General features: G+C 50.2%; 17 protein-coding genes. 14 read left to right on the plus strand and 3 right to left on the minus strand.

The genetic code is table 11. The features are described 5' to 3' along the window. Positions 1-60: 60 nt before the first annotated feature. The 6 genes from trpA (at position 61) to B153_RS0110895 (ending at position 6,371) form a co-directional block, all read left to right on the plus strand. Positions 61-861, plus strand: a complete 801-nt coding sequence (gene trpA / locus B153_RS0110870; protein ID WP_026262063.1) for a tryptophan synthase subunit alpha — start codon at positions 61-63, stop codon at positions 859-861. A gap of 17 nt (positions 862-878) precedes the next feature. Next, a complete protein-coding gene (gene hisIE / locus B153_RS0110875) occupies positions 879-1,487 on the plus strand; it encodes a bifunctional phosphoribosyl-AMP cyclohydrolase/phosphoribosyl-ATP diphosphatase HisIE (protein WP_020596734.1) in 609 nt (202 codons plus the stop codon). A gap of 85 nt (positions 1,488-1,572) precedes the next feature. Next, complete coding sequence (locus tag B153_RS0110880) at positions 1,573-1,908, plus strand: phage holin family protein (protein WP_020596735.1); 336 nt, start codon at positions 1,573-1,575, stop codon at positions 1,906-1,908. Positions 1,909-2,020: 112 nt separating this feature from the next. Further along, positions 2,021-3,382, plus strand: coding sequence for a flavin monoamine oxidase family protein (locus B153_RS0110885; RefSeq protein ID WP_020596736.1), 1,362 nt, complete (start codon positions 2,021-2,023; stop codon positions 3,380-3,382). 110 nt (positions 3,383-3,492) lie between these two features. Further along, positions 3,493-5,919, plus strand: a complete 2,427-nt coding sequence (locus tag B153_RS0110890; protein WP_020596737.1) for an ABC transporter permease — start codon at positions 3,493-3,495, stop codon at positions 5,917-5,919. Positions 5,920-5,993: 74 nt separating this feature from the next. Further along, complete coding sequence (locus B153_RS0110895) at positions 5,994-6,371, plus strand: RidA family protein (RefSeq protein WP_020596738.1); 378 nt, start codon at positions 5,994-5,996, stop codon at positions 6,369-6,371. A gap of 51 nt (positions 6,372-6,422) precedes the next feature. Here B153_RS0110895 and B153_RS0110900 read toward each other — a convergent pair whose 3' ends face one another. Next, entirely contained in the window at positions 6,423-12,479 is a 6,057-nt protein-coding gene (locus tag B153_RS0110900; RefSeq protein WP_020596739.1) for an alpha-2-macroglobulin family protein, read from the minus strand. A 138-nt stretch (positions 12,480-12,617) separates the two neighbouring features. On the opposite strand from B153_RS0110900, the gene B153_RS0110905 reads away from it, so the two are divergent. Continuing rightward, on the plus strand, positions 12,618-13,199 hold the full coding sequence (locus B153_RS0110905; protein WP_020596740.1) for a peptidylprolyl isomerase: 582 nt from the start codon (positions 12,618-12,620) through the stop codon (positions 13,197-13,199). Between the two features lie 5 nt (positions 13,200-13,204). On the opposite strand, the gene B153_RS0110910 is transcribed toward B153_RS0110905, so the two are convergent. Further along, positions 13,205-16,360, minus strand: a complete 3,156-nt coding sequence (locus tag B153_RS0110910) for a PVC-type heme-binding CxxCH protein (RefSeq protein WP_020596741.1) — start codon at positions 16,358-16,360, stop codon at positions 13,205-13,207. Between the two features lie 16 nt (positions 16,361-16,376). After that, the gene (locus B153_RS0110915) at positions 16,377-17,234 is read right to left on the minus strand and encodes a sugar phosphate isomerase/epimerase family protein (RefSeq protein WP_020596742.1); all 858 of its coding nucleotides are present in this window, start codon (positions 17,232-17,234) and stop codon (positions 16,377-16,379) included. Positions 17,235-17,380: 146 nt separating this feature from the next. Here B153_RS0110915 and B153_RS0110925 point away from each other — a divergent pair, with 146 nt between their 5' ends. Genes B153_RS0110925 through B153_RS0110955 form a run of 7 tightly spaced genes read left to right on the plus strand, consistent with a single transcriptional unit; the run spans position 17,381 to position 22,687 of the window. Next, complete coding sequence (locus tag B153_RS0110925; RefSeq protein WP_020596744.1) at positions 17,381-17,935, plus strand: RNA polymerase sigma factor; 555 nt, start codon at positions 17,381-17,383, stop codon at positions 17,933-17,935. A 32-nt stretch (positions 17,936-17,967) separates the two neighbouring features. Beyond that, positions 17,968-19,557 carry a hypothetical protein gene (locus B153_RS0110930; protein ID WP_245564863.1) on the plus strand — a complete coding sequence of 530 codons (1,590 nt, stop codon included), beginning with the start codon at positions 17,968-17,970 and terminating at the stop codon, positions 19,555-19,557. A 12-nt stretch (positions 19,558-19,569) separates the two neighbouring features. Next, positions 19,570-20,043 carry a hypothetical protein gene (locus B153_RS0110935; protein ID WP_020596746.1) on the plus strand — a complete coding sequence of 158 codons (474 nt, stop codon included), beginning with the start codon at positions 19,570-19,572 and terminating at the stop codon, positions 20,041-20,043. 54 nt (positions 20,044-20,097) lie between these two features. After that, positions 20,098-21,336: a serpin family protein gene (locus B153_RS0110940; protein ID WP_020596747.1), complete on the plus strand. Its 1,239-nt coding sequence runs from the start codon at positions 20,098-20,100 to the stop codon at positions 21,334-21,336. After that, the gene (locus B153_RS34955; RefSeq protein WP_020596748.1) at positions 21,333-21,791 is read left to right on the plus strand and encodes an META domain-containing protein; all 459 of its coding nucleotides are present in this window, start codon (positions 21,333-21,335) and stop codon (positions 21,789-21,791) included. Before B153_RS0110940 ends, B153_RS34955 begins: the two co-directional genes overlap by 4 nt. After that, positions 21,792-22,253 carry an META domain-containing protein gene (locus B153_RS0110950; protein ID WP_020596749.1) on the plus strand — a complete coding sequence of 154 codons (462 nt, stop codon included), beginning with the start codon at positions 21,792-21,794 and terminating at the stop codon, positions 22,251-22,253. It begins immediately after the preceding gene. A gap of 2 nt (positions 22,254-22,255) precedes the next feature. Further along, positions 22,256-22,687: a hypothetical protein gene (locus B153_RS0110955; protein ID WP_020596750.1), complete on the plus strand. Its 432-nt coding sequence runs from the start codon at positions 22,256-22,258 to the stop codon at positions 22,685-22,687. Positions 22,688-22,773 lie beyond the last annotated feature (86 nt).

Below are 22,773 nucleotides of genomic sequence, written 5' to 3' on the forward strand. Positions count from 1 at the left end.
TATGTACGGGCTTCGGCCCGTGCAAAAACTCATTACGGGCCAAAGCCCGCACATACGTTTATGACCTTAACCCAAAACCGCATAACCGACTTATTTTCGCAGAAAAGTGAGCGATTGCTAAACGTATATTTTACCGCCGGTTTCCCAGCCCTGAATGATACCGTAACCATTCTTCGTGGTTTACAGGCGGCCGGTGTTGATCTGGTTGAAATTGGTATGCCCTACTCCGACCCGGTTGCCGACGGCGAAACCATTCAGCAGAGCAATGGCAAAGCCTTGGATAATGGCATGTCGTTGAAGACGTTGTTCGATCAATTGGAAGGATGTCGCCAGGGCCAATCCCGTGATCCGGTTACCGTACCGATCCTGCTGATGGGTTACATCAATCCCGTTCTGCAATACGGAGTCGAAGCGTTCTGTAAAAAATGCCAGGAAGTGGGTGTAGATGGCGTTATTCTGCCCGATCTGCCATTGGATTTATACCTGGCCGATTATGCACCGACCTTCCGGGAATACGGCATTCTGAACGTGAACCTGATTACCCCACAAACCTCCGAAAACCGCATCCGTCTTATTGACGAGGAATCGGATGGGTTTATCTATATGGTGTCGTCGGCAAGTATTACAGGGTCTACCAAGGGGATCAGCGATTCCATGCGTGGGTACTTCGAGCGTATTCAGGCCATGAATCTCCGAAACCCGCGCCTGATTGGTTTTGGTATCAACAACCATGATACGTTCGACACAGCTTGCGAGTATGCGAACGGGGCTATTGTTGGCAGCGCCTTCATTCGTCATCTGGAAGAGAAAGGCACATCGGCCGAGAGCATTCTTGAGTTTGTGCACACGATTCGGGCGTAGAGCTTACCTTTGCGGTTATGAATTCCGAAATTAATTTTGATAAATCGCCCGACGGTCTGGTTCCCGCCGTTATTCAGGATGCCGATACGGGTAAAGTGCTGATGCTGGGCTATATGAACCAGGAAGCCTACGACAAAACCACAGCCGAAAACATTGTTACGTTTTTCAGTCGTAGCAAACAACGGCTCTGGACGAAGGGCGAAACATCCAACAACTTTCTGCACGTACGGGAAATACTGGTCGACTGTGATGGCGACACCCTACTAATCAAAGCCAGCCCAGCCGGACCCGTTTGCCATACGGGTGCCGATACCTGTTTCAACGAAGTGAATCTAGGAAAAGGCCAGTTTCTGAACTATTTACAGCAAGTTATCCACGACCGGAAAGTAAACCCTTCCGACCAGTCGTACACAGCCAGCTTGTTCAACAAAGGGGTAAACAAGATTGCTCAGAAAGTTGGCGAAGAGGCTGTAGAGCTGGTCATTGAAGCAAAGGACAATAACGATCACCTGTTTAAGGGCGAAGCCGCCGATCTGCTGTTTCACTTTCTGGTGCTGCTGGAACAGAAAAATATTCAACTCGACGACATTGTGGCCGTATTGCAGGGGCGACATTCAAAACAATAATTTCTGATTTGCAGTTTGTTGTTCGATATTAGCAGCCATCAATGTGGCGGTTGCGCCCTTTTCTCACCAAACACAAACCGATTTTATGGGATTGATTATTCGCATCCTGATTAGCGCAGTAGCGGTTTACATCGCCAGTATATTTATTCCGGGCATTCATGTGTCGGGCGGAGCGGGTACCTACTTGATGGTAGCCATCGTACTGGGTTTTCTGAACGCCTTTATTAAACCCATTCTGACCGTACTGACAATTCCCATCACGATTATCACGCTGGGGCTTTTCCTGCTGGTTCTGAATGTGCTCATGGTTTATCTGACCGCCTATCTGATTCCAAGTTTTCAGGTGACAGGGTTTATTGCCGCACTCTTGTTCAGCTTTGTAGTTTCCATCGTGACGTCTTTGCTGGATGCGATTGTGTAAAGCCCGATCCTGTTCATGTTCGTATCGAATGCCATAGCCTTAGGTTATGGCATTTGTCATTTTTTAGGGTCGTTGTTTTTCTGTAGGTTGGGTCATGAATTCCTAAACCACTATGATCGAACCGAATACGTTGTACGATGTCATTGTTGTTGGCGCAGGCTACGCAGGTCTGACCGCCACACGCGAACTTCTTAAAGCTGAAAAAAAGGTCCTGTTGCTCGAAGCTCGTGACCGTATTGGAGGACGGGTCTGGACGCAACGGTTCGACGATGGTACTTACGTTGATCTGGGCGGTGCCTGGGTCGGACCAACGCAGGACCGACTGTATGCGCTGGCACGTGAGTTTGGCGTTGAGACCTACCCAACCTACGACGAAGGGAAAAGCACGCAGTATTTTCGGGGACAGGTCAAACGGTATAAGGGCCTGATTCCACCCTTGCCCATCGGTGCGCTCCTGAGCCTGGACGCGGCCATAAAGAAACTCAATAAGCTATCGAAAAATGTAAATCTGGCCGAACCCTGGGCAACGCCCAAGGCACAGCATCTCGATTCGATGACCCTGGCAATCTGGATGAGTCGACAAATGCGGTTTGACGTAGCCCGGCAATTTTTCCAGGTAGCTACCGAAGCCATCTGGGCAGCCGACCCCGCCGAAATCTCACTCCTTCATGCGCTGTTTTACACAAAATCGTGCCGGGACCTCGACACGCTGATGAATATCAAAAATGGAGCACAGGAAGAACGATTTGTGGGTGGTGCCCAGACGATTGCCGACCGCTTAGCCGCTACGTTCAGCAATCAGCTTATTTTTGATGCAGCCGTTAAAGCAGTTAATCATACCGGAGAACATATCCATGTAGTCACCACAAAAGGAACCTATACAGCCAGGCGGGTTATCATCACTGTACCGCCGGTTCTTCAGAGCCGTATTGATTTCCAGCCTATTTTGCCAGCACAGCGCGCCCAATTGATTCAGCGAATGCCCATGGGATCGGTGTGGAAGTGTTACGCCATCTACGAAAAGCCCTTCTGGCGCGAGCAGGGATTGAATGGTCTGGCAGCTACGCCCGATGGCCACGTAACCGTTACCTTCGACAATTCGCCCAGGGATGGCTCATACGGTGTATTGATGGGATTCGTACTCGGCAATCAGGCCAAAGCCTTTTCAGCATTGTCTGAAGACGATCGAAAACGATCAGCCCTCCACTCGTTTGCTACTTTTTTTGGTACGCAGGCGTTAAATCCTGTCCGGTATCTCGACCATAGTTTTATGAATGAAGAATGGTCGCGCGGATGCTATGCAGGCCTGATGGGGCCGGGTGTATGGACCACCCTGGGTCCAGCGTTACGCCAGCCCGTTGGACGCATCCACTGGGCCGGTACCGAAACGTCCGATGTCTGGAATGGCTATATCGAAGGCGCTATTCGTTCTGGCGAGCGCGTAGCCACCGAAGTGTTGATGAGTGGTGAATAAGGCCGTTCAACATCCCTGATTCATCCCATTTTTAGCCCAATTCATCCCATTTCTTCATTAGAACCAGACTAGCCCGATAGTTTTGCGACAGCCTTTTACCAAACTGGGTCATGATCGGAAGCTACATCAAAACGGCACGGCGCAACTTACTGCGTAACAAGCTTTTCTCGGCCATCAATAGCCTTGGCCTTGCCATCAGTATGTCTGTAGGTTTGCTACTGATTGCGTTTGTACTGGACCTGTATTCATACGATACGTTCCATCAGAACGGGGACAGAATCTACCGCATTACCAACGTTCGGACGGCGCACGGCGACCGAGCTAAGTTTGCCACCACATCGATAAACGCGGGCAAACAGATTCGGCAAAAACTGGCGGGCAATGACCCAAATGCAGGCATAGAGGTAACTATTCTTCGCAACGACTTTTCGCAGGACGCGAAAGTTGGCGATAAGGTATTGCCAATCAAGGGCTTCTGGGCCGATCCATCCCTGTTCAACGTCTTTACGTTTCCAATGCTGGAAGGCAATCCGGAAACCGCCCTGAAAAACCCTTATTCGCTTGTTTTGACGGAAACGGCCGCCCAAAAACTGTTTGGCCTCAACGATGCGCTAGGTAAGGTGGTCAGGTTTGATACCCTCGATTACCAGGTTACGGGCGTCATGAAGGACGTGCCCTTCTTCTCGCACATCCACTTCGAAGCCTTGGTATCGCTGTCGACGGCCGAGCAACTCAACCGAAACAATATCGACAAATGGGCCAATTCCCCATCGAGCTTCGTGTACCTGCTGCTGCCAGACCAGGCCGATAGGGCATCAATCCAGTCGACTCTTGATGCCGTTGCCAGCGAGGAAAGCCGCCTTGAAGAAAATACCAGGGTTCAATTTGAGCTTCTTCCATTATCTAAAATTGTAGTTGGTGAAAATCTCCGTCGTTCGGAAGGTAGTGGCTACGCAGGTCCTCACATGCCGCCAACCGTACTCTGGATACTGGGTGGTCTGGCCCTCATCGTGATTCTGTCGGCTTGCTTTAACTACACGAATTTGTCGATGGCCCGCGCCATGCGCCGTTTTAAGGAGGTGGGCCTCCGTAAAGCGATCGGTGCCGGAAAAAGTCAGGTATGGCAACAGTTTCTGGTGGAGTCAGTCCTGATTTCGCTCGTATCTCTTCTGCTTTCGTTCATTCTCTTTCTCCTCTTACGCCCGCAATTAATTAGTCTAGCCCCTGAGTTGCAGCAAACGGTAAAGCTCGCCCTAACTCCGTCGGTGGTTGTGGTGTTCATCGTCTTTTCAATCGCTGTAGGGGTTATTGCCGGGCTTATGCCTGCTCTGTTCTTTTCGAAAGTCAGCGCGATCAGTGCCCTCAGAAATGTATCGACGGTGAAGGTATTCAAATACGCCACCCTCCGACGCGCCCTGGTCGTGATTCAATATACACTGACGCTCATGTTTATCACGGCAACCGCCATCGGCTATGTACAATACAAAAACATACTGGCCTTCGATCTCGGGTTCAATACCGAAAATATTCTGAACATCAATATGCAGGGTAATAAACCCGATGCATTCATGAAAGAGTTGAGCGAGATCCCAGACGTAACGGCCCTATCCCGATCACTCATCATTACCAGCGTTGGGAATGCCTGGGGTGGTTATATGAAATACAACGACTTGCGCGATTCGGCGCTGGTCCTGACAAACCACGTTGACCAGAACTATCTGGCTCTCCATAACTACAAGCTCATTGCGGGAGGCAACTTCAAGGCCCGGCCTACGTCAACCGAGGCAGCTACTGAAGTCATCGTTAACCAGCAAGTCCTGAAGCGATTTAACATTAGCTATAAAGATCCCGAAAAAGCCATCGGTAAACAGGTAATTTTCAGTAGTTTTCATGGCACTCGCCGGATGACCATCATTGGCGTCATGAAAGATTTTCATTATGGCAAGGTCGATAATCTCATTGAGCCGGTCGCCTTTATGGCCTGGACGCCCGACGACAGGGCCATGATCAATGCCAAGATTCAGAGTACTGACCTGTTGGCCACCCGAGCCAAAATTGAGTCGGCCTGGAAAAAGATCGACCGCGTGCATCCCTTACAAGCTAAATTCTATACCCAGGAAATAGAAGATGCCTACAGCGAATTTTCTGCTATGATCAAGATCATTGGTTTTCTTTCTTTCCTGGCTATTTCGATTGCGTCGATGGGTTTGTTCGGCATGGTGGCCTACACCACCGAAACCCGACTTAAAGAAATCAGCATCCGCAAAGTGATGGGAGCAAGCTCAGGCAACCTCATTTATCTGCTGAGCCGTGGTTTTTTGGTTATGCTGTCGCTATCGGCACTCATCGCGCTACCTGTAACCTACCTTTTCTTCGAGAAGGTTGTACTGACTCGTTTCCCGTATCATACCCCTGTGCAGGTGGCTGAATTGCTGGTTGGTCTGCTGGTCGTCTTGCTAATTGCTTTCCTGATGATTGGGTCACAGGCGATGAAAGCCGCAAAGGGCAATCCGATAAACGTGTTGAAGGGCGAATAAGGGGAATCACTCCCTTATCTGGAGAAATATGTCTTAACTTCAACGCTGTTATACAGTATTCACCGAACGTTGCCATGACATTTATCCAGACCCCAAACGCACCCTTGCCAGGTGGCCACTATTCGCAAGCCGTTGTTCACAACGATCTGGTATTTATATCGGGAATTTTGCCCATCACACCAGATGGTCAGAAACTGACAGACGCCACTGTGGCCGAACAAACCCAACAGATTCTGGCCAATCTGGACGCCATTTTGCAGGCAGCGGGTAGCCGTCGTGATCAGGTTATGAAAGTTAGTGTCTTTATTACAGACATGAGTGCATGGGCTACGGTCAATGCGATTTATGCTGATTTTTTTGGGAATCATCGCCCAGCCCGATCGGTAGTGCCCGTCAATCCATTACACTACGGATTCGCTATTGAACTGGAAGCGACGGCCGTTGTTAAATAAATGAACCGTTTCAGTCGAGCTGAAACGGTTCATTTATTGATTACGCCTGTTCTATCTTACCCGTACCCGTTCGCCCGCTGAGTGGGCTGCAAATTCGGGAGCGTAGAAACACTGAACGGTTGCCACGCCCGTTGAGAAGTCTCCCATTTGTGCCACGCGCAGATCGTACTCGAACACATGTGTACCTACGGGCAGATAACTCATGAAGAAATCGGTACTGGCATCGCGGGGCGACTCGTAATATCCCAGGCCGTTCTGGTATTTATAGCCCGACAAAGCAGCTACCGGCTCAAAACCTGATGCCCGACTATCTTTCAGGTGAACATACTCCATGGCCCGGTCGGTTTTCAGGACTAGGCGCACCTTAATCAAATCACCGGGTTTAAGAGCTGTTTTTTCGGTTACAGTCGAAAGCTGTGGACCCGTGGGCGAATCCCGTTGGATATACAAAGTCTTTTGTACCGATAATCCGGCACTACCCGGCATCACCCGGTCGAGGGGTTCGAAATGCTGCCAGTATAAAGCTCCCCAGGCAGGCCCATCCGAAGTTTTTGTTACCTGAATGGTTCCCATGTCGGATTTGATCTCCGAGGCTGCATAGGTTACTTTTTCGTAGCCCGTTATGGCATCGGATTGGGTAACCCGACTTTCGATGGGCTGCCCTCCCAGATTAACCTGCGTACTTACACCTGTACCCAGCCAGTCGGTTCCCCTCAGCAGTATCGCATAGATGGCTTCGGTCGTTGCCTTGGTCGATTCCCAGGATTGGGTTTGTTTCTGACGCAAGAGCCAGCGTTTCATGTCATCGATTTCGGCCTGATTCGGGTTAATTTCGCCAAATGCTTCGATCAGATACGCCTGCGTTTCGATGGGTGTCTGATACCAGTAAAGGCCGCTGGTATTGTCGGGCCAGTACATGCCCAGTTCCTCGCTTTTTCGGGTCCGCTCCCGCAATGATCTCAGAATACCATTGGCTGTTTGGGTATCTCCAAATCGGGCGAGTGCCATCGCCGATAGTGCCTGTCCCTGCAAACTCTGGTTTTGCCACTGTTCTGTAATCTGTCGTTTCAGGTAAGCCAATACCGCTTTATCAACAGGTTTATCCAGATAGAAACTCCGGGCGTATAGGTACTGAGTCGCTGAGAAATACCAGCCTCCTACCTTTTTTGTACCCTTCTTCGATTCAGCTTTTTGTTGTGCATCTACCCATTTTTTCAATTCGGCATCGGCATACTGAATGGCCCGGAGTTGCATATCGGCTAGTTTACCCTGCATGTCATCAGGAAACGTAACACCCAGTTTCTGCAAATGCCCAAACCCGCTCAACATATGTAAGGTGATAGACAAATTTGGCTCCATGCCGCCAAACCAACGGAGCCCCCCGGTTTCCGTTTGTAGCTGCTGTAATTTATCAAGTGCCAGACGCTGCTCGTTTTCCATCCGATTGGCATCCAGCAACTGCCCCAGCCTGGCCTGACGCTCACGTTCTGACCGGGCACTCACCAGCCAGGGCGAGTTTTCAAGCGCAACGGCTTTCAACTCTTCGTTCGATTCCAGCGGGCTTTTAGGTGGATTCTTTTGCCATTCGGCAATCACTTGCCGGAAAGCAGGCTTGCTACCCACAATATGCGCAGCCAGACTATTGGCATACAATCGACTGAAGAGTTGTTCGGCACACTCGTACCGATATTCCATCAGATACGGCAACGATTGCAAGGCATACCAGCTTGGATTGCTTGTTACCTCCACGGTGAGTCGTTCATGCTGTACGGGCAGTTCGGGATTCAGATTCGTCAATGGCTTTAGTTTGAACGTTTTAGTCTCTTTCCCATTAACCCAGAACGGCTGCGAATCCGTTACGAGCATGCGGTTCGGCAGTACTGGGACGGTAAATTCCTCACCATCCGTAAATGTTCCCGACTGCGCCGATAACCGACAGGTGACAGCTTCCAGCCCTTTCGGTACGATAATCGTCCAGCCAACCGACGTACTTAAACCGGGCGTCATAATAGCCACCTGTTCGCCAGCTACGCGCTGCGGTGTTGGCAACGGTTCACCCGTCAAGGCATTGGTTAAGATAAGGTTGGCTGTAGCATCGTATAAGGGTCGGTCTGATAAATTGGTCAGTCGTGCCCGCACCTGTATGGTATCACCTTCACGCAGGAAACGGGGCGCATTGGCCGTAATCATCAATTCCTTCTGCGTCACGATCTCCCGCTCCAGCGTTCCCGTCTTCAGATCTTTCGTATGGGCAAAGGCAAGCAACCGCCAGCGTGTGAGCGCTTCCGGCATCGTAAATTTCAGTACAACCCGTCCCTTCTCGTCTGTTTTAAGCTGTGGAAAAAAGAAGGCCGTTTCGTTGAAGTTTCGGCGTGGGTTAGTGAGTTCGGGTTGTTTGGCGGGCGAATCGGACTTATAATTGGGGCCTGGTTCAGCGGCCACGGATTCCCGTAATTCTTCTACCTGTGCGGCTCCTGCTGCTGCATCCTGCTGCATAGGGGCAGCACTTTTAGCCATGGCCATCATGGGCTTTCCGGGCGCATACCCTCGTAGACGAATCACATTATTCTGGGCCACCCATAGTAACTGGTCATACCGGAGTATCGGCACGCTGAGGTCAGGGCGATAGCGATAGATCAAATTTCGGCTTACCTGAACGCCAAAACCGCCCGTTTGCCAATCCGAAAAAATAGGACTATAGGGCTGATAAAGAACCGTTGGCCAGTTGAGCGGATCAAACGCATCCAACGAAGCATCGTACAACGTAGCCACCACTTCGGCGGGCAGCTTATCCAGCCCACTCACTTTCAGCGTCCATTCTTCCCGTTCGCCCGGCTTGAGTTTGTTTCGGAATGTCTGGGTTTCGATGGTAAGCTGCTTGTTGGTAAATGGTACGGTAATAAGCTGCGTTTTCTGATACAGCCTTCCGGTCTGGATCATGGCAAAATGTACTGCAAAGCCACCCCGCTGCAGGTCGGTGACGGGCAAGCTAACACGCCGGGGACGACCATCCGTTTTGATCCACTCTTCCCGGACAATCTGATGGTTTTCTTCGACCGTTAACAGAACCCACCCCGGCTGGCTGTTACCAACCCAGAAAATCGCTTCGCCACCGGGTTCGGCCGTCGCTTTCCGAACCTGTACCCAATCGTCGATACGTGCCGAAGCTGCGGGCTGCTTGTCATTTACGACGGCAAAAAAGACTTGTTCCTGGCTAACTTCTCCGGTCGAATCGGTTAGTTTCAGTTCAGCAACGTACTCGCCGGGTGTATACCGATTTAGTACGGGTTTGATGAGCGAATCGGCCGGAGCAGTGATAGCCTGCTGCTGAACGATTTCGCCTTTGGTCCATGTACGGGGGTCGGCCTCATTGGCAAACAGATCGTTCGGGAAAAGCTTTTCAAATTCGGCCTTGCTTAACACCTGGCGATCAGGGCGATTCCATAACCGATTTCGTAAAAGGCGAGCAGGTGGCTGCAATCGGTAAATCGTTAGCTGACCTTTCGCCGAAACCGGCTGATCCGACTGATTCGTTACCCGCAATGGGAATGGTGCCGGGTCGTCGATCTCTACCTGTGCCGGAATTCGCAATTCGGCCCGCAATGCCGAGTAGCCAATATGAAGCGTTTCGGTAGCTGTTCGGGTTTCGCCAGCCTGGTCAGTTACATCGATGGTTACCTCAAAATCAAAGATGGGGTTAGTAGAACGGGCTTGATCGCGGTCGGGTGTGGCCGGAAATGTAATTGTAACATTACCCTGTTTGTCGGTTTGGGCCGATCCGTTGGCGATTTCCGTCTGAGCCATGTTACGGGCTATGTACCACCAGTCCCACCGGGGGCGAAGTTTACGTACAACCCGGTAGCGGATAGCGGCCCCATCGACGACAGCCCCCGAAAATGTTTTGGTTTCAGCCGTGAGGGTCACGGTCTGCCCCAGCCTGAACGACTGCCTGATGGGTTTTATTTTTACCTCAAACGTTGGGCGTTTGTACTCCTCAACCCGTATGCTCGTTGAGCCGCTTAATGTCTGTATGGTCATCATGCCCGTCAATCGCCCGACAGGTGCCGTGAAACTTGCGCTAAACGTACCAAACTCATTGGTACGAAGCGTTTGCATGGCGATCCGCTCCCCATTCTGATCGCGAAACTCCACGGCAATGTCGGTACCCGAAACGATGTCAAATTGATTGTTTTTGCCTTCATACAGAAGTCCTTTCACATAAATGGGCTGGCCCGGTCGGTAGATGGCTCGGTCGGTAAAAAGCTGCGTGTAGGTCTGTATTTTGGGCTCATTTCGCTCATACCCATACCGATAGTAATATTGCTGCTCTGATAGCAGCGTATCGTTGCCGGACGTAATCAGATAGTAAAAGTTATTCTGCTGGGATTGTGCCCCCGGTACCATCTCTACCCAGCCATTGGCATTCGTTTTTGCCGGATTGCGTCCGGGAATTGGCGCTGGCGAATTCTCACCGACCACACTTACCCGTACACCGGGGAGCGGTTGTCCGGTCAGTCGGTTGGTAACAAATACCTTTTGAAGCCGCTTTTCCTGGTTAACAGGCTGGGCGATATACCCGAGCGTTGAGACTGAAAAAGCGGTGTACTGAGCCGACTCGGTTTTTTCCTGAAACTTACTGTCGCTGGTTGCCAGCAACATATAGTGTCCTATTGGCAGACCCATAATCGGTATTTCAACTGCATGACGGTTTAAATCACCATCATCGGGCAGACTGACCGTATGTTCAGCAACAACGGGCCGTTTCTGCCAGGCTGCGTAGAGTTTTTTCAGTTGGTCGTCGCTTCGGTATAAGTCCCGGTAATTCTGCAATTCCGATACCGACAGCCGAATAATCCGATAAATTAACTTATTGACATTCTGATAACTGACAAGGGCTCGGAAAGGCTGATTCGGTGCATTGACCTGCTCTACCTGTATTGAGTAGCTCGGGGCCATTAATCGACTCAGCAATTGATCGGCTTGTTTGGCGACACGGGTTTTCGGAAATCGTTTCTGTATATCCCGGCAGATGTCGGCCGCCTGTTTCGCATTCCATCGATTGGGCTGCACAGGTTTGTCGCCCGGATCATCGCCCTCTGGCAATGGATTGACCACCCCATGATTAGCCAGAAACTCGGCTAGCTGATAGGCATATACTGCTTCGGCCGGGTTGTTTTTATACCGGGTTATCTGTTTTTCAAGTACTTGCCGATAAAGCGAATCCCGCTCGGGCACAACACTGTAGCGATGGACGAAAGCCAATCGGAGAACGTCCACATCGGCCAGCGCACTCGGGTTCGCATCATGCAAATGAAACGCGAGTAATTGCTGGTAGAGATGTACAGCCTGATAACGACCCGATAACGTATCCTGGCTTCGGATAGCGAGTTTTGTAAATACGTCGGGCTCAGTCAGAAAAGCCGACTGGTCCAATTCGAACCTGAAAACGGGTTTTAGCAGATCAGGCTCTGTATTCTGAAAAAACTCAAGCGCACGGTGGGCCAGCAGATCGTACAGTGTGGGCCGTAGCAGACGGGCATCAGCATCGCCTTTTTCCAGTAGAGCCTCATAAGCCGTAATAGGGGTTTTCTGTAGTAGTTCGTGGGGCTGCACCGAAGCCAGATAGGCTTTCGTAATGACATCGACCAACTGGCGGGCATCCCAGGTTGTAAAATCAGTCTGAGTGCCCGTTGATGTTGACGGCGTATTGCCCGCATTAACGGTTGTTCGGTTGTAGAATTTATAACGGTTTTGCTGAAAATACTGCCAGTAGAGACCGCCCCGAACCGATTGCAGAACTGATTTACCCGGCTCAGGCACTTCACGAATATCGCTCTCAAGCCCGTGTATGAGGTCTTTGTACGCATCTTCATCCGAAAAACTGCGAAAAACAGTACGCGCGATCGACGCTTTAACCACCTGCTGATGGTTTTTCTGCGCTTTAGCTTCTTTATAAATACGATTGGCAATATCCAGAGCCGATTTAGGCAGTCCTTTGTTTGCCAGCGAATCGGCTCGTTTCCAGTCGCGGGCGTAGTCGGGCTGGCGATTCTGCGCTGTGGCGGCCATGGCTATAAGAATATAAAAAACGGTTACGTACGCGTGCATGGTTTCTGATGAATGTAGGTTGTTGGGATAGATGAAAGCGACTCGGCTTTTCCACAACGTCTGGTACTATGATTCGGGTTTGCAGGAAATGGTTTAATGGGTATCTTTAGCTTCTACCGATTATTAACCCGTAATCCTATGCCAGCACTCTTTCTTATACTAACTTATCTCCTCTCATTTTCAGGCCCTCCCGCGAAGGAAAAAACCTATCCGATTGGTCAGATCAAAACCAATATGGGCGAAATTCTTTTCTGGCTATATGATGAGACGCCCAACCATAAAGCAAGTTTCATTAAGCTGGCGAATCAGAATTATTGGGATACGCTTACGTTCAATCGGGTCATCAACAACTTTGTGGCGCAGGGCGGTTGTCCCGATACGCCCGCTGGCTTTGCGGATTCGCCCTACCTGCTGAAGCCTGAATTCAGACCGGCCATCCGGCATATCTATGGGGCTGTTGGGGCCGGACGTGACAACAACCCTGAAAAACTATCGGCAGGTTGTCAGTTCTACATTGTCCAGAATAAGAAAGGCGAACACCGTCTCGATGATAAATTCACCGTATTTGGCCAGGTATTCAAGGGGATGGATGTAGTCGATGCTATCGTAGCCGTCAAGACGGATTCAACCGATACGCCCCTCTCCCCCATCAAACTGGATGTCAATGTCCTCAACCTCAGCGCTTCGCAACTAAAAAAGCTGGGGTATGTAGTTAATTGATTTTTTTATTGCTTTAACAAGAAGGCTGCTAAATCAGCCAGTTGCTGATCGCTGAGTCCTAAGGCTTTCGGGTCGGGCATCAGGCTGGTCTTGTATTGCCGACGCGAAAAAATCTGGTCCGTTGGAATGGTGTGCTTATACCCTTTGATTCCTTTGATAACCACCGACTGATCGCCATCACTCACTAAAAAACCGTAGTAGGTCTGGCCTTTTTTGGTGGTAATGAGCCAGGGCTCATACCCGAAGGCTATACCCGCACTCGGGTTCATGATGGCATCTAATAGGCTGTTTCTATCAAATTTCTGATGAATCTCTGTCAATTCGGGGCCAACATCTGTTCCAAGCTGGCCATGCTTGTGGCAGGTAGCACAATTGGTTTTAAACACAGTTTGCCCTTTTTTAGCATCACCGCTTAGCATGGCCACTTTGGCAATAGGCGAGTCGGCATCCGTTCCGGTCGACGCAGCCGATGCTTTCTCTGCATTCGTATTCTGATCGGTAGCCTGTGCCTGTAAGGGTACGGTCGAGACGGGTGCTGTTTTGACAGGTTCAGCTTCTGCGGGTTTGTTCTGTGTTACTTCGGCTGATGGTGCAGGTTCATCCGACGTAGCCACTGATGGTGCCGGATGCAGGGTTGGTTTCAACGGGAAGAATTCCCGACCCATAGTTCGCACCGTCTGATCGCGATTGGTTCGAATACCAGGGCCAGCCGCTTTAATCAGGTCATCCGATAACTTTTTATCGGCCGCTAACCCGATCAACACTTTGGCCCCTTCCGCATCTCTTGACATTGAAATCGCTAGTTTCCGCTTTTCGGTCTCCGAAAGGCTTTCATCCAGCAAGAGTTGTCGTTTATCCAGCATCTTCTGCTCCTCAACCGATACCAGTGGTTTTTCAGGCACCACTTCGTCCCAGTTGAGCAGTTTGGCCCAGTCGTTTCCTTTTCGGAAGTCGAGCCAGTAGGCAGCCTGAGCGGCCACATCTTTATCCGCCGATTTTGCCAGATCGACCATCGCTCTGGCGGCTGGTTCTGTTTTTATAAATCCTAAAGCCGTAATGGCCTGTTCACGAGCCTCAGCAGTCAGGTTTGCACTTTCTGCACGCTTCTTCAACAAGGGCACAGCCGATGGAGGATGTAACTCCCAAACCAGATTAGCGGATCGTTGATCCCAGTCGGCAGGATTTTGGGGTAAAGTCTGGCGGATGTTAAAAAACAAGGCTTCTTCTTTCCCATCAGCGGCTTTTCCGAGCGCATCCAGATACCAGCGATCCTGGCCATCGTATCCTTTAACCAGATTAAGCAGCATAAACTTACACTCGTCGTAGGGTACATCGCGCAACGCAATGGCTACCTCCCGCCGGACAGCCGCACTTCGATCGGTCGATAAATTTCCCAGTAGTGGAAGCAATGCTCGCTGAGAAGCGGTCAATGCCGGATTCGATTTCGAATTTTCGGGCGTAATGCTGCGTAGGGCTCGCAGCGCTACCAGCCGAACCGGCGCATCAACCGCTTTCAGGAGTCGTTCTACTTCAAACTGCCCTTCGGCTCCTAATTGAGCTAGTAGGAAAATAGCCCTTGCCCGATGAAACTGATTAGCCGATGAGAGTAAAGTCTTAATGGGTTCGATCACTTTCTCTCCCTGTTCCCGCAAGGCATTGAATCCCAGCATTCTGACATTTACGGCTGGGCTAAGCAGAGCAGCAATTTGTCCCTGTGTGGTGGTAAGGTCAAGTTTGGGCGTTTTTAGCCTTTTGCCTTTGGGCGTGATTCGGTAAATGCGGCCGTATCCTTTCTGATCTTTCATCTGATGCCCTCCCACAATCGGGTCGTACCAATCGGCAATGTAAAGAGCTCCATCTGGACCAACGGCTATATCGCTGGGTCGAAACCACTTACGAGTATCTGTAGTCGTTGCATTCCATTTGTAATTGGCATCGACTTCGGGCATGGAACTGATCAGATCGACCCGCGTCATTCTGTAACCTGCTCCCTGCGGCTCTGGTCGGTATCCAAAAATCACATTCCGGCCCGCATCGGCACTGAGCAGCATACCTCTATACTGCGGGCCTAGCTCATCGCCTTCATACATCACGATTCCGGTAGGCGAACCAGCCCCGGTAATGTCGCCAACGGGCATCACTCCGGGGTCCTGCTGGTGCCAGTGGGCCACCGGAATGGGCTGACCGGGCCGCTGGTCGGCTTTCCAGGTTCGGGTTCCGTCGGCACTAAAAAATCCGGCATTGGCGCCTTCCATCAACCAGCTCGTACGGCAGGCAACCACTTCGTCGTCATTATCATTCTGCCACATATTGCCATACGAGTCCAGGGCGGTTTCGTAATTGTTGCGGAAGTTGTGCGCCATTACCTTCAGCTTTGAGCCATCGGGGTTGATACGCAGAGCCAATCCGCCCGTCCAGACTCGCCCATCGTCGCTAAACTGATTGCCGTGATTCAGTTTATTGTTGGGCGTTCCTCCCGTATACATACTACCTGAGCGTAAGGTCCAGCCATCAATGTCCGACACCACATGCGGCCCCGCATTGCCCGTATTAAAATAATATTTCCCATCGGGTCCGGCCACTACGGCATGCAGAGAATGGTCGTGATCCATGCCACCGAAGCCCATGAGCATCACTTCCTTTTTATCGGCCTTATCATCGCCATCTTCGTCGGTGTAGGCCACCAGATTAGGAGCAGCCGATACAATCACTTTGTTGCCGATTACGGCTATGCCCAATGGCGAAACCAGATCGGGGTCGGTCACGAATACCTTACTATCGTCGGCCTTACCGTCGCCATCCTTATCCTCCAGAATCACAATCCGTTCGCCATCCGGATGGTTAAGTCGGTCCTCGGGTTTGTTGTTGAACTTTCGATAATTGACAGCCTCCGTAATCCAGACACGACCTTTGGCATCAATGTCCATGTTCGTTGGATTGAAGAACATAGGTGATTCGGCCCACAAGGTGGCTTCCAGATCGTCGGGGAGGTACAGCGAGTTCGAATCAGCCGCTGCCGTTGAAGCCATTTTGTTCGCTGATTCTTTAGTCAGCAGATAGGCAGCAGATTTGGTTGCCTGAAAGCCCTGACCGGCCATCGTCAAACAACCAAGGGTTGTTAGTACAACCGGAAATGGATTCAGCGAGAACAGCTTTTTCATGTATGTTTTTGGTTCATTAACTAAACAGCGAGCGCACTGTCTTATTGTTTTCGATATAACTTTCCAGCATGGGCTGGCCTTTAGGAACAGCCCCTTCTATTTGCAGCCAGCCCTTATAGCCAATCGCATCCAGTTCCTGCCGAACTTTTGCCAGGTCAACTATACCCTGCCCAAGCAACTGATCGTTTTCTTTCAGATGAAATTCACAGATCCGGCTTTTACCCAGATCACGAATTTCTTCAAAAATATTGTAACCGCGAACGGATGAGTTGCAAACATCGTAATAAACCTTGACGGCTGGTGACCCAACGGCTTCGATAATGGCCATAAGTTCAGGAGCCGAAAGCCATGATTCAATCCCTAAAACGACCCCAGCTTTTTCAGCTTTGGGTGCTACGGCTTTCAACCGATCAATAACTACCCGAATGCCTTTGGGATCATTACGGAGATCATTGTTGTTAAAAAATGCCAGCAGTATTGCTTTAACACCAAGAGCATCGGCCACATCGACGCTATCCTGTACCCATTGCTCCGTCCGGGGATCTGATTTGTAGGGTATATCGTTCAATAAGCCAATGGCTAATCCGCTAATCGCAATGCCAGCTTTCTGAGCAGCCGCTTTATAGGCCCGCTGTTTGTCGGGCTGACGGAGATGGTTATGATCGGCGGAGGTATTCAGGCTTACCTGAACCCCATCGAGTCCGATTTGTTTGGCAACAGCAAAGGCGTTTATGTCGCCCGCCCGGCCAATAGACCAGTCGCAGGCACCAATTTTGAAGCGAGCTTTAGAAGGTATTGGCCTAGATAGCACTGGGGTGGCAAGCATGGACAAACCCAGACCAGCCGTGTAACGTAGAGCGTCCCGACGATTCATAAAAACGGTTTAGGTAAAAACAACTCAAAGGTACGATCAGAGTAATTATCATAGACAAAATTGAATGGAATCAAGAAGTAAGAAATTTTTCCGTACACTTCCAACCGTTCCGGCCCCGATGTGGTCATAGACGTGTCAACATAGCTATGCAGGATGATTACGCATTAGTCGAAGGCTGCCGACGACAGGACCGTAGTATGCAGCGGCTGCTCTATGAGCGGTTTGCCGGGAAGCTCTTTGTCGTTTGCAAACGCTATGTGAAAGACCCTGACGAAGCGGAAGATATATTGCAGGATGCTTTTGTAAAAATATACCGTCATATCGACTCCTTCCGGTTCGAGTGTCCGCTGGAAGCCTGGCTGAAACGAGTTGTCATTAACACGGCTTTAAAACATATACGAAAACAAAAACCCTGGGAACATACCACCGATGTGCAGGAACTAGCCCCGGTGCTTCCACAGGCCGATGAAAGTCTTCCAACACTAAATTACCAGTACCTGCTGCAACTGATTCAGGAGCTTCCCCCCGGTTGCCGAACGGTATTCAATCTATATGCTATTGAAGGCTATACCCATCCCGAAATCGCGGAGATGCTGGATATAGCTGAAGGAACATCAAAATCACAATTTGCCCGCGCCAGAAGCCTATTGCAACAGAAACTACAATCCGATGGCCATCCTGCTGAAGGACGACCGCGTTGAACCGAATAAAGATGGACGAATTAGAAAAAAATATGCCAGACGATTTTTGGCGAAAGGTATTCGACGAAGCCGCCGAAACACCGCCCCATCGGGTATGGGATGCGATTGAGCGCCGGTTAGATGAGCCTGACAGTACCAAAATACTCCCCCTCTGGGGAACGGGGCTGGCTTCGTCGCGACCACTGATCTGGGGTACCCGCGTTGCTGCCGCAGTAGCTTTGCTATTGGTGGGCTGGTGGGCCATCCAAACCTTACCATCCAATACTCCTTTTTCTTCAACAAAAAACTCACAACTTGCTCAGCATACACCTAAGTCCAACCCTGCATCGTCCAGCCAGGGTGCTACCCGTACGGAGCAAGCGGATGGAGCAAAATCATCGGCCCATACGCCCGAGTCAGTAGTTTCGGCCGCGGAGCCAGATGCGAAACCCGCTACCAAAACGCTGGTACCTACTGAACGTCAACAGCTTAGTCCGTTTAAGCCTTACCCAACAAACAATGCACTGGCTGTACTTACTTCGAAACCCAGAGCCAATAAGGCCGTAGGATCAACACTGCCGATGACTACGGGTCAGCTTATGCAGGTAAGGTCTGTTGCCCAAATGCCTAATACCGAAGCTGTGCAGGCCCTGATCGCTTCATTAACTACATCGCGGGCTGTAGCTACACAGGCGGATGCCGCTAACCCAACTGTGACGATTGCCTTTGAGCCCCTTTCGGGGCGCTCGTTAAGTCTTCGCGAGTTCGGGCAAATCCATCGCATTGTCTGGTTCCGGCCGGCTGAACCGGAACTGACACCCGAAACGTCACAATCGAGACAAAAATCACGTGATGTTTGGGCATCGGCCAGTGTTATGCCAGGCTCGTTTAACCCAATGGTGGCGGTCAAATCGGCTTCCTATGCTTCGGTGGGTTCGGCTTCGCTGGATGCGATAAAGGCTTCGACAACCAGCCAGCAAAATGTGAGTAGTCGTCCTAATTTCTCCGTGTCCTACCAGGCGGGTGCTGGTGTTCAACTCTCTGAACACTGGTCGATCGAATCGGGAATAGGATATCTGGCTGGTCGCTCAACCATTGAAACCCCATCGCCATTGTCGTCGGCTTCTCTTCAGGCAGGGTTCATTCAGAATTCGTCGTCCAGCAATTTGTATGTCGATGCCTTACGGAATAGCATTCACCGAAGCGATTTAGCCTATGCCGTTCCACAGTCGAATTATGCAAACGTCTCTAATTCAGCTTATCAAAACAGCTATAATGGCCAGCTACGGCAGGTATTGACCAACGATTATCAGTACATGCAGGTGCCGGTTCAGGTTGGATATCAATTACGGCCTAAGAAAAAGCTAAGCCTGGCCTTACTGGGTGGCATCATTACCAATATTTTTATTCGCAATACGGTCGATAATCAATTGGAAATTACGGCGAAAGACGGCGTTTATCGGCCTGTTTCTCTGGCAGCCGCTATGGGTGCCCGATTCCGCTATCGGCCTACGCGTCAATGGTCGGCTTCGGTAGCAGGGATGTACCAGCCATCGCTGGGATTAGGTACGCAATCAGAATCTCAGGTTCAAACGCAACCGACCACGACGGGAATGAGCTTCGGCGTCGATTATCACTTTTAATGAATCCCGACGATGAAATCGAGTCTGTTAGTCGCTGCTTTCATCCTCTTGCTTGGGCGCTGTACAAACAGTTTTGCCCCAAAAAAACTGACCGATGCTGATGGACTTACCATCCGTACGGGCACCTCGGCCGGTATGTGCGTAGGGTATTGTGTATTCGACTATGAATTGAATGGGACGAGTTTAACCCTTACACAACGTCCCAACGGGGTTTCACCTACTCTGGCGACTAAAACCTGTCAATCAACGATCAGTCAGGCCGATTTACGTGAATTGCTGGCGTCCATTGATCTGGACAACTTTTACAAACAACCTGCTATACTGGGTTGTCCGGATTGTGCGGATGGCGGAGCCGAGTACATTGAGCTACAGCTTGGCGAACAGAAGCACCGGGTTACGTTCCAATATGGACAAACCATTCCGGGTTCCGAAGCGCTGGTCGATAAATTACGGGCTCATCGGGCCGCCCTCAAAGAATGTACGTAATGGCTCACCACATGAGTATTCCTCTGCTTGAGCTTGCTAAACCACAAATACGACATGAAAGCGACTTTTTTTTCCACGTTAGCAACGGTAACAACCGGGGTTCTACTCACGGCCCTTAGCTGTAAGAACACGAACGTAAGTCCAGATACAAGTACGGCTGGTGAGTTGCGTGTATCTGCCCCTTTTGCCAGTCAGACGACTCAGTTTGCATTCGACGTGACCAAACAGGTTGTTGCCGAAGAAGGGCAGGCCAAAAATGTGTTTATTTCTCCCTTGAGCCTGCATATTGCCCTAGGCATGATTCTGAACGGTGCCAATAGCCAAACCGCGCAGGAAATACAAAAAGCGCTGAAACTGGATGCTCAAACGCTGGCCGACGCCAACAAGACGTACCAGAATCTGATGGAAAACCTGCCGGGTGTCGACTCCAAAGTGACGCTGAGTCTGGCCAATTCAGTCTGGTATCGGAATACGTTTCCCGTTGAAAATTCCTTTCAGGATTTGCTGAAACAATCGTTTCAGGCCGAAGTATCGGCACAGGATTTCAACGACCCAGCTACCTTAGGCAAAATCAACGGGTGGGCCAGTCAGAAAACGAACGGAAAAATACCGAAAGTGCTCGATCAGATTCAACCCGACAACGTCATGTTTCTGATGAACGCTCTCTATTTTAAAGGCGACTGGAAAAAACAATTCGATGCTAGCAAAACCGTCGATATGCCTTTCAAACTGGCTACGGGTGGCACTACCAGTGTGCGTATGATGCGGCTCAACACCGAATTGAACCGAGCTTCCCGATCCAATTACACCGCATTTGAGTTGCCCTATGGTTCCGACCGATTTGCCATGACGATTCTGCTCCCAGCGGAAACCAGTTCGGTCGATGCCCTTGTCAACAGCCTGAATAACGACGAATGGACCCAGCTTCAGAAAGCGATGACGTCTGGTAGTATTGATATTGGCTTGCCGAAGTTCACGATGGAATATGAAATCAAGCTGAACAAGACGCTATCGACGCTGGGTATGCCTACTGCGTTTACCGACGCGGCTGATTTCAGTAAAATCAATGCAAAGGGTGGCTTAACACTTAGTTTTGTCAAACAGAACACGTTTGTGGCTGTCGATGAAAAAGGAACCGAAGCAGCCGCCGTCACAACCGGGGGCATTTCGGTAACGTCGGCCCCACTACCTGTCCTGTGCGACCGCCCATTTGTGTTTGTTATTCACGAAAAAACATCAGGTACTGTGTTGTTCGTTGGTAAAATTGCGGATCCTACCAAAACGAAGTCATGAAAACCGGAACACTGGCCCTACTAGCTGTAGCCCTATGCTTTGCCTGCCAACAAAGTCAGGATGGTCCGGCACCGATAACTGATCCTCAGCAGCTTCTGGGTGATTGGCGATTGATTCAGCCAGCCTCCGCTTTCACTACAACCCTTTCGGTTGGGGTAGAGCAGCTATCAGGAGGCACTGTATCCGGTATTTATTCATTAAAATTTACGGGGGGGGCTCCCGTTAATACATACATAACAACGGCCCAACTTATTAACTCTGCAACGGGTTCTATTGATGTTGGGGCCATTACAACGACCAAAGTGGCTGGTTCGCCCGCTGCCATGCTGTTTGAACAAAGCTATTATACGAAACTGAAAGCCGCTACCCGATATGAACTGACGAATACCCAAAAGCTTCGGCTTTATTCGGGTAGTTTGGCATCGGATGTGCTCATTTTCGAAAAACAAAATTGAATGAAACACCTGCTCAGCGTTATCTGTCTATCCGTTAGCTGTTTAGTATTGGTAACTAGTACGGTTCAGTGCAAACGATCCGATTCCGAACTGGCTCCTAAGATAGCCAGCCTAATTGGCACCTGGAAACTCGTTCAACCTGATTCGACCTACGATGTGACACTGGTTTTTGCCCTGGACACGGCCCACCCACCACAAGATGTTACCTCATTTAAGGCTAGTGGCAAGGCTGGAACGAATGCGTACCGTCTGAATATGTTTGCGGCCATAGATGGCATGATGATGGCCGATCAGATTACGAACACCGAAATAGCCGGAACTCCCGCAGCGATGCAATTTGAGCAGAGCTATCTCAAAAATCTGAAAGTAGTGGCTCGGTATGAACTGCCAACCGACCATCAGCTTCGGCTTTATCACGGTGGCGATCAGCCAAGAGTTCTGATTTATGAAAAACAAAACTGACTATGAAAAACCGTCGACTTTTCTCCTGCATCGTTTTACTGATTCTAAGCGTATTTAGTTGTGAAAAGCGCATATGTGGGTGTGTATTTCCCACTTCGCCACTGGCAGGCGACTGGACGCTCAATTCCATTACCTACCCAATGACTCAAAAGACGGTTCCTGCTTCTGAAGCTGGTTATTCTGAAACCCTGACCTTTGATGGGCTGGTAAGCAATGGTTCATACCGACAGGTTCGGAACGGTTTACCGATTCAAAATAGTCCCTATACGCTCTCCTTCCCGAAAGGTGGTAGTACAGAAGGTATTATCTATTTCAGTAAAGATTCTACCGAGCAATCCTTCCAGTTGGCCGGCATGAAACTTTATTTGTCGGAGCGGGTTCCAAGGGGAGCGGTCCTTGCTGATGGAGCCATTTACGAATACAAACAACAATAATTTGCCCTTTTTGTGTAAGATCAATATTGCCAGGCCGTAATCAGGACAGCCTGGCAATTTTATTTTTTCAGCGTTCCAACGCTTGA

This window comes from Spirosoma panaciterrae DSM 21099 (assembly GCF_000374025.1).
GTDB lineage: Bacteria > Bacteroidota > Bacteroidia > Cytophagales > Spirosomataceae > Spirosoma > Spirosoma panaciterrae.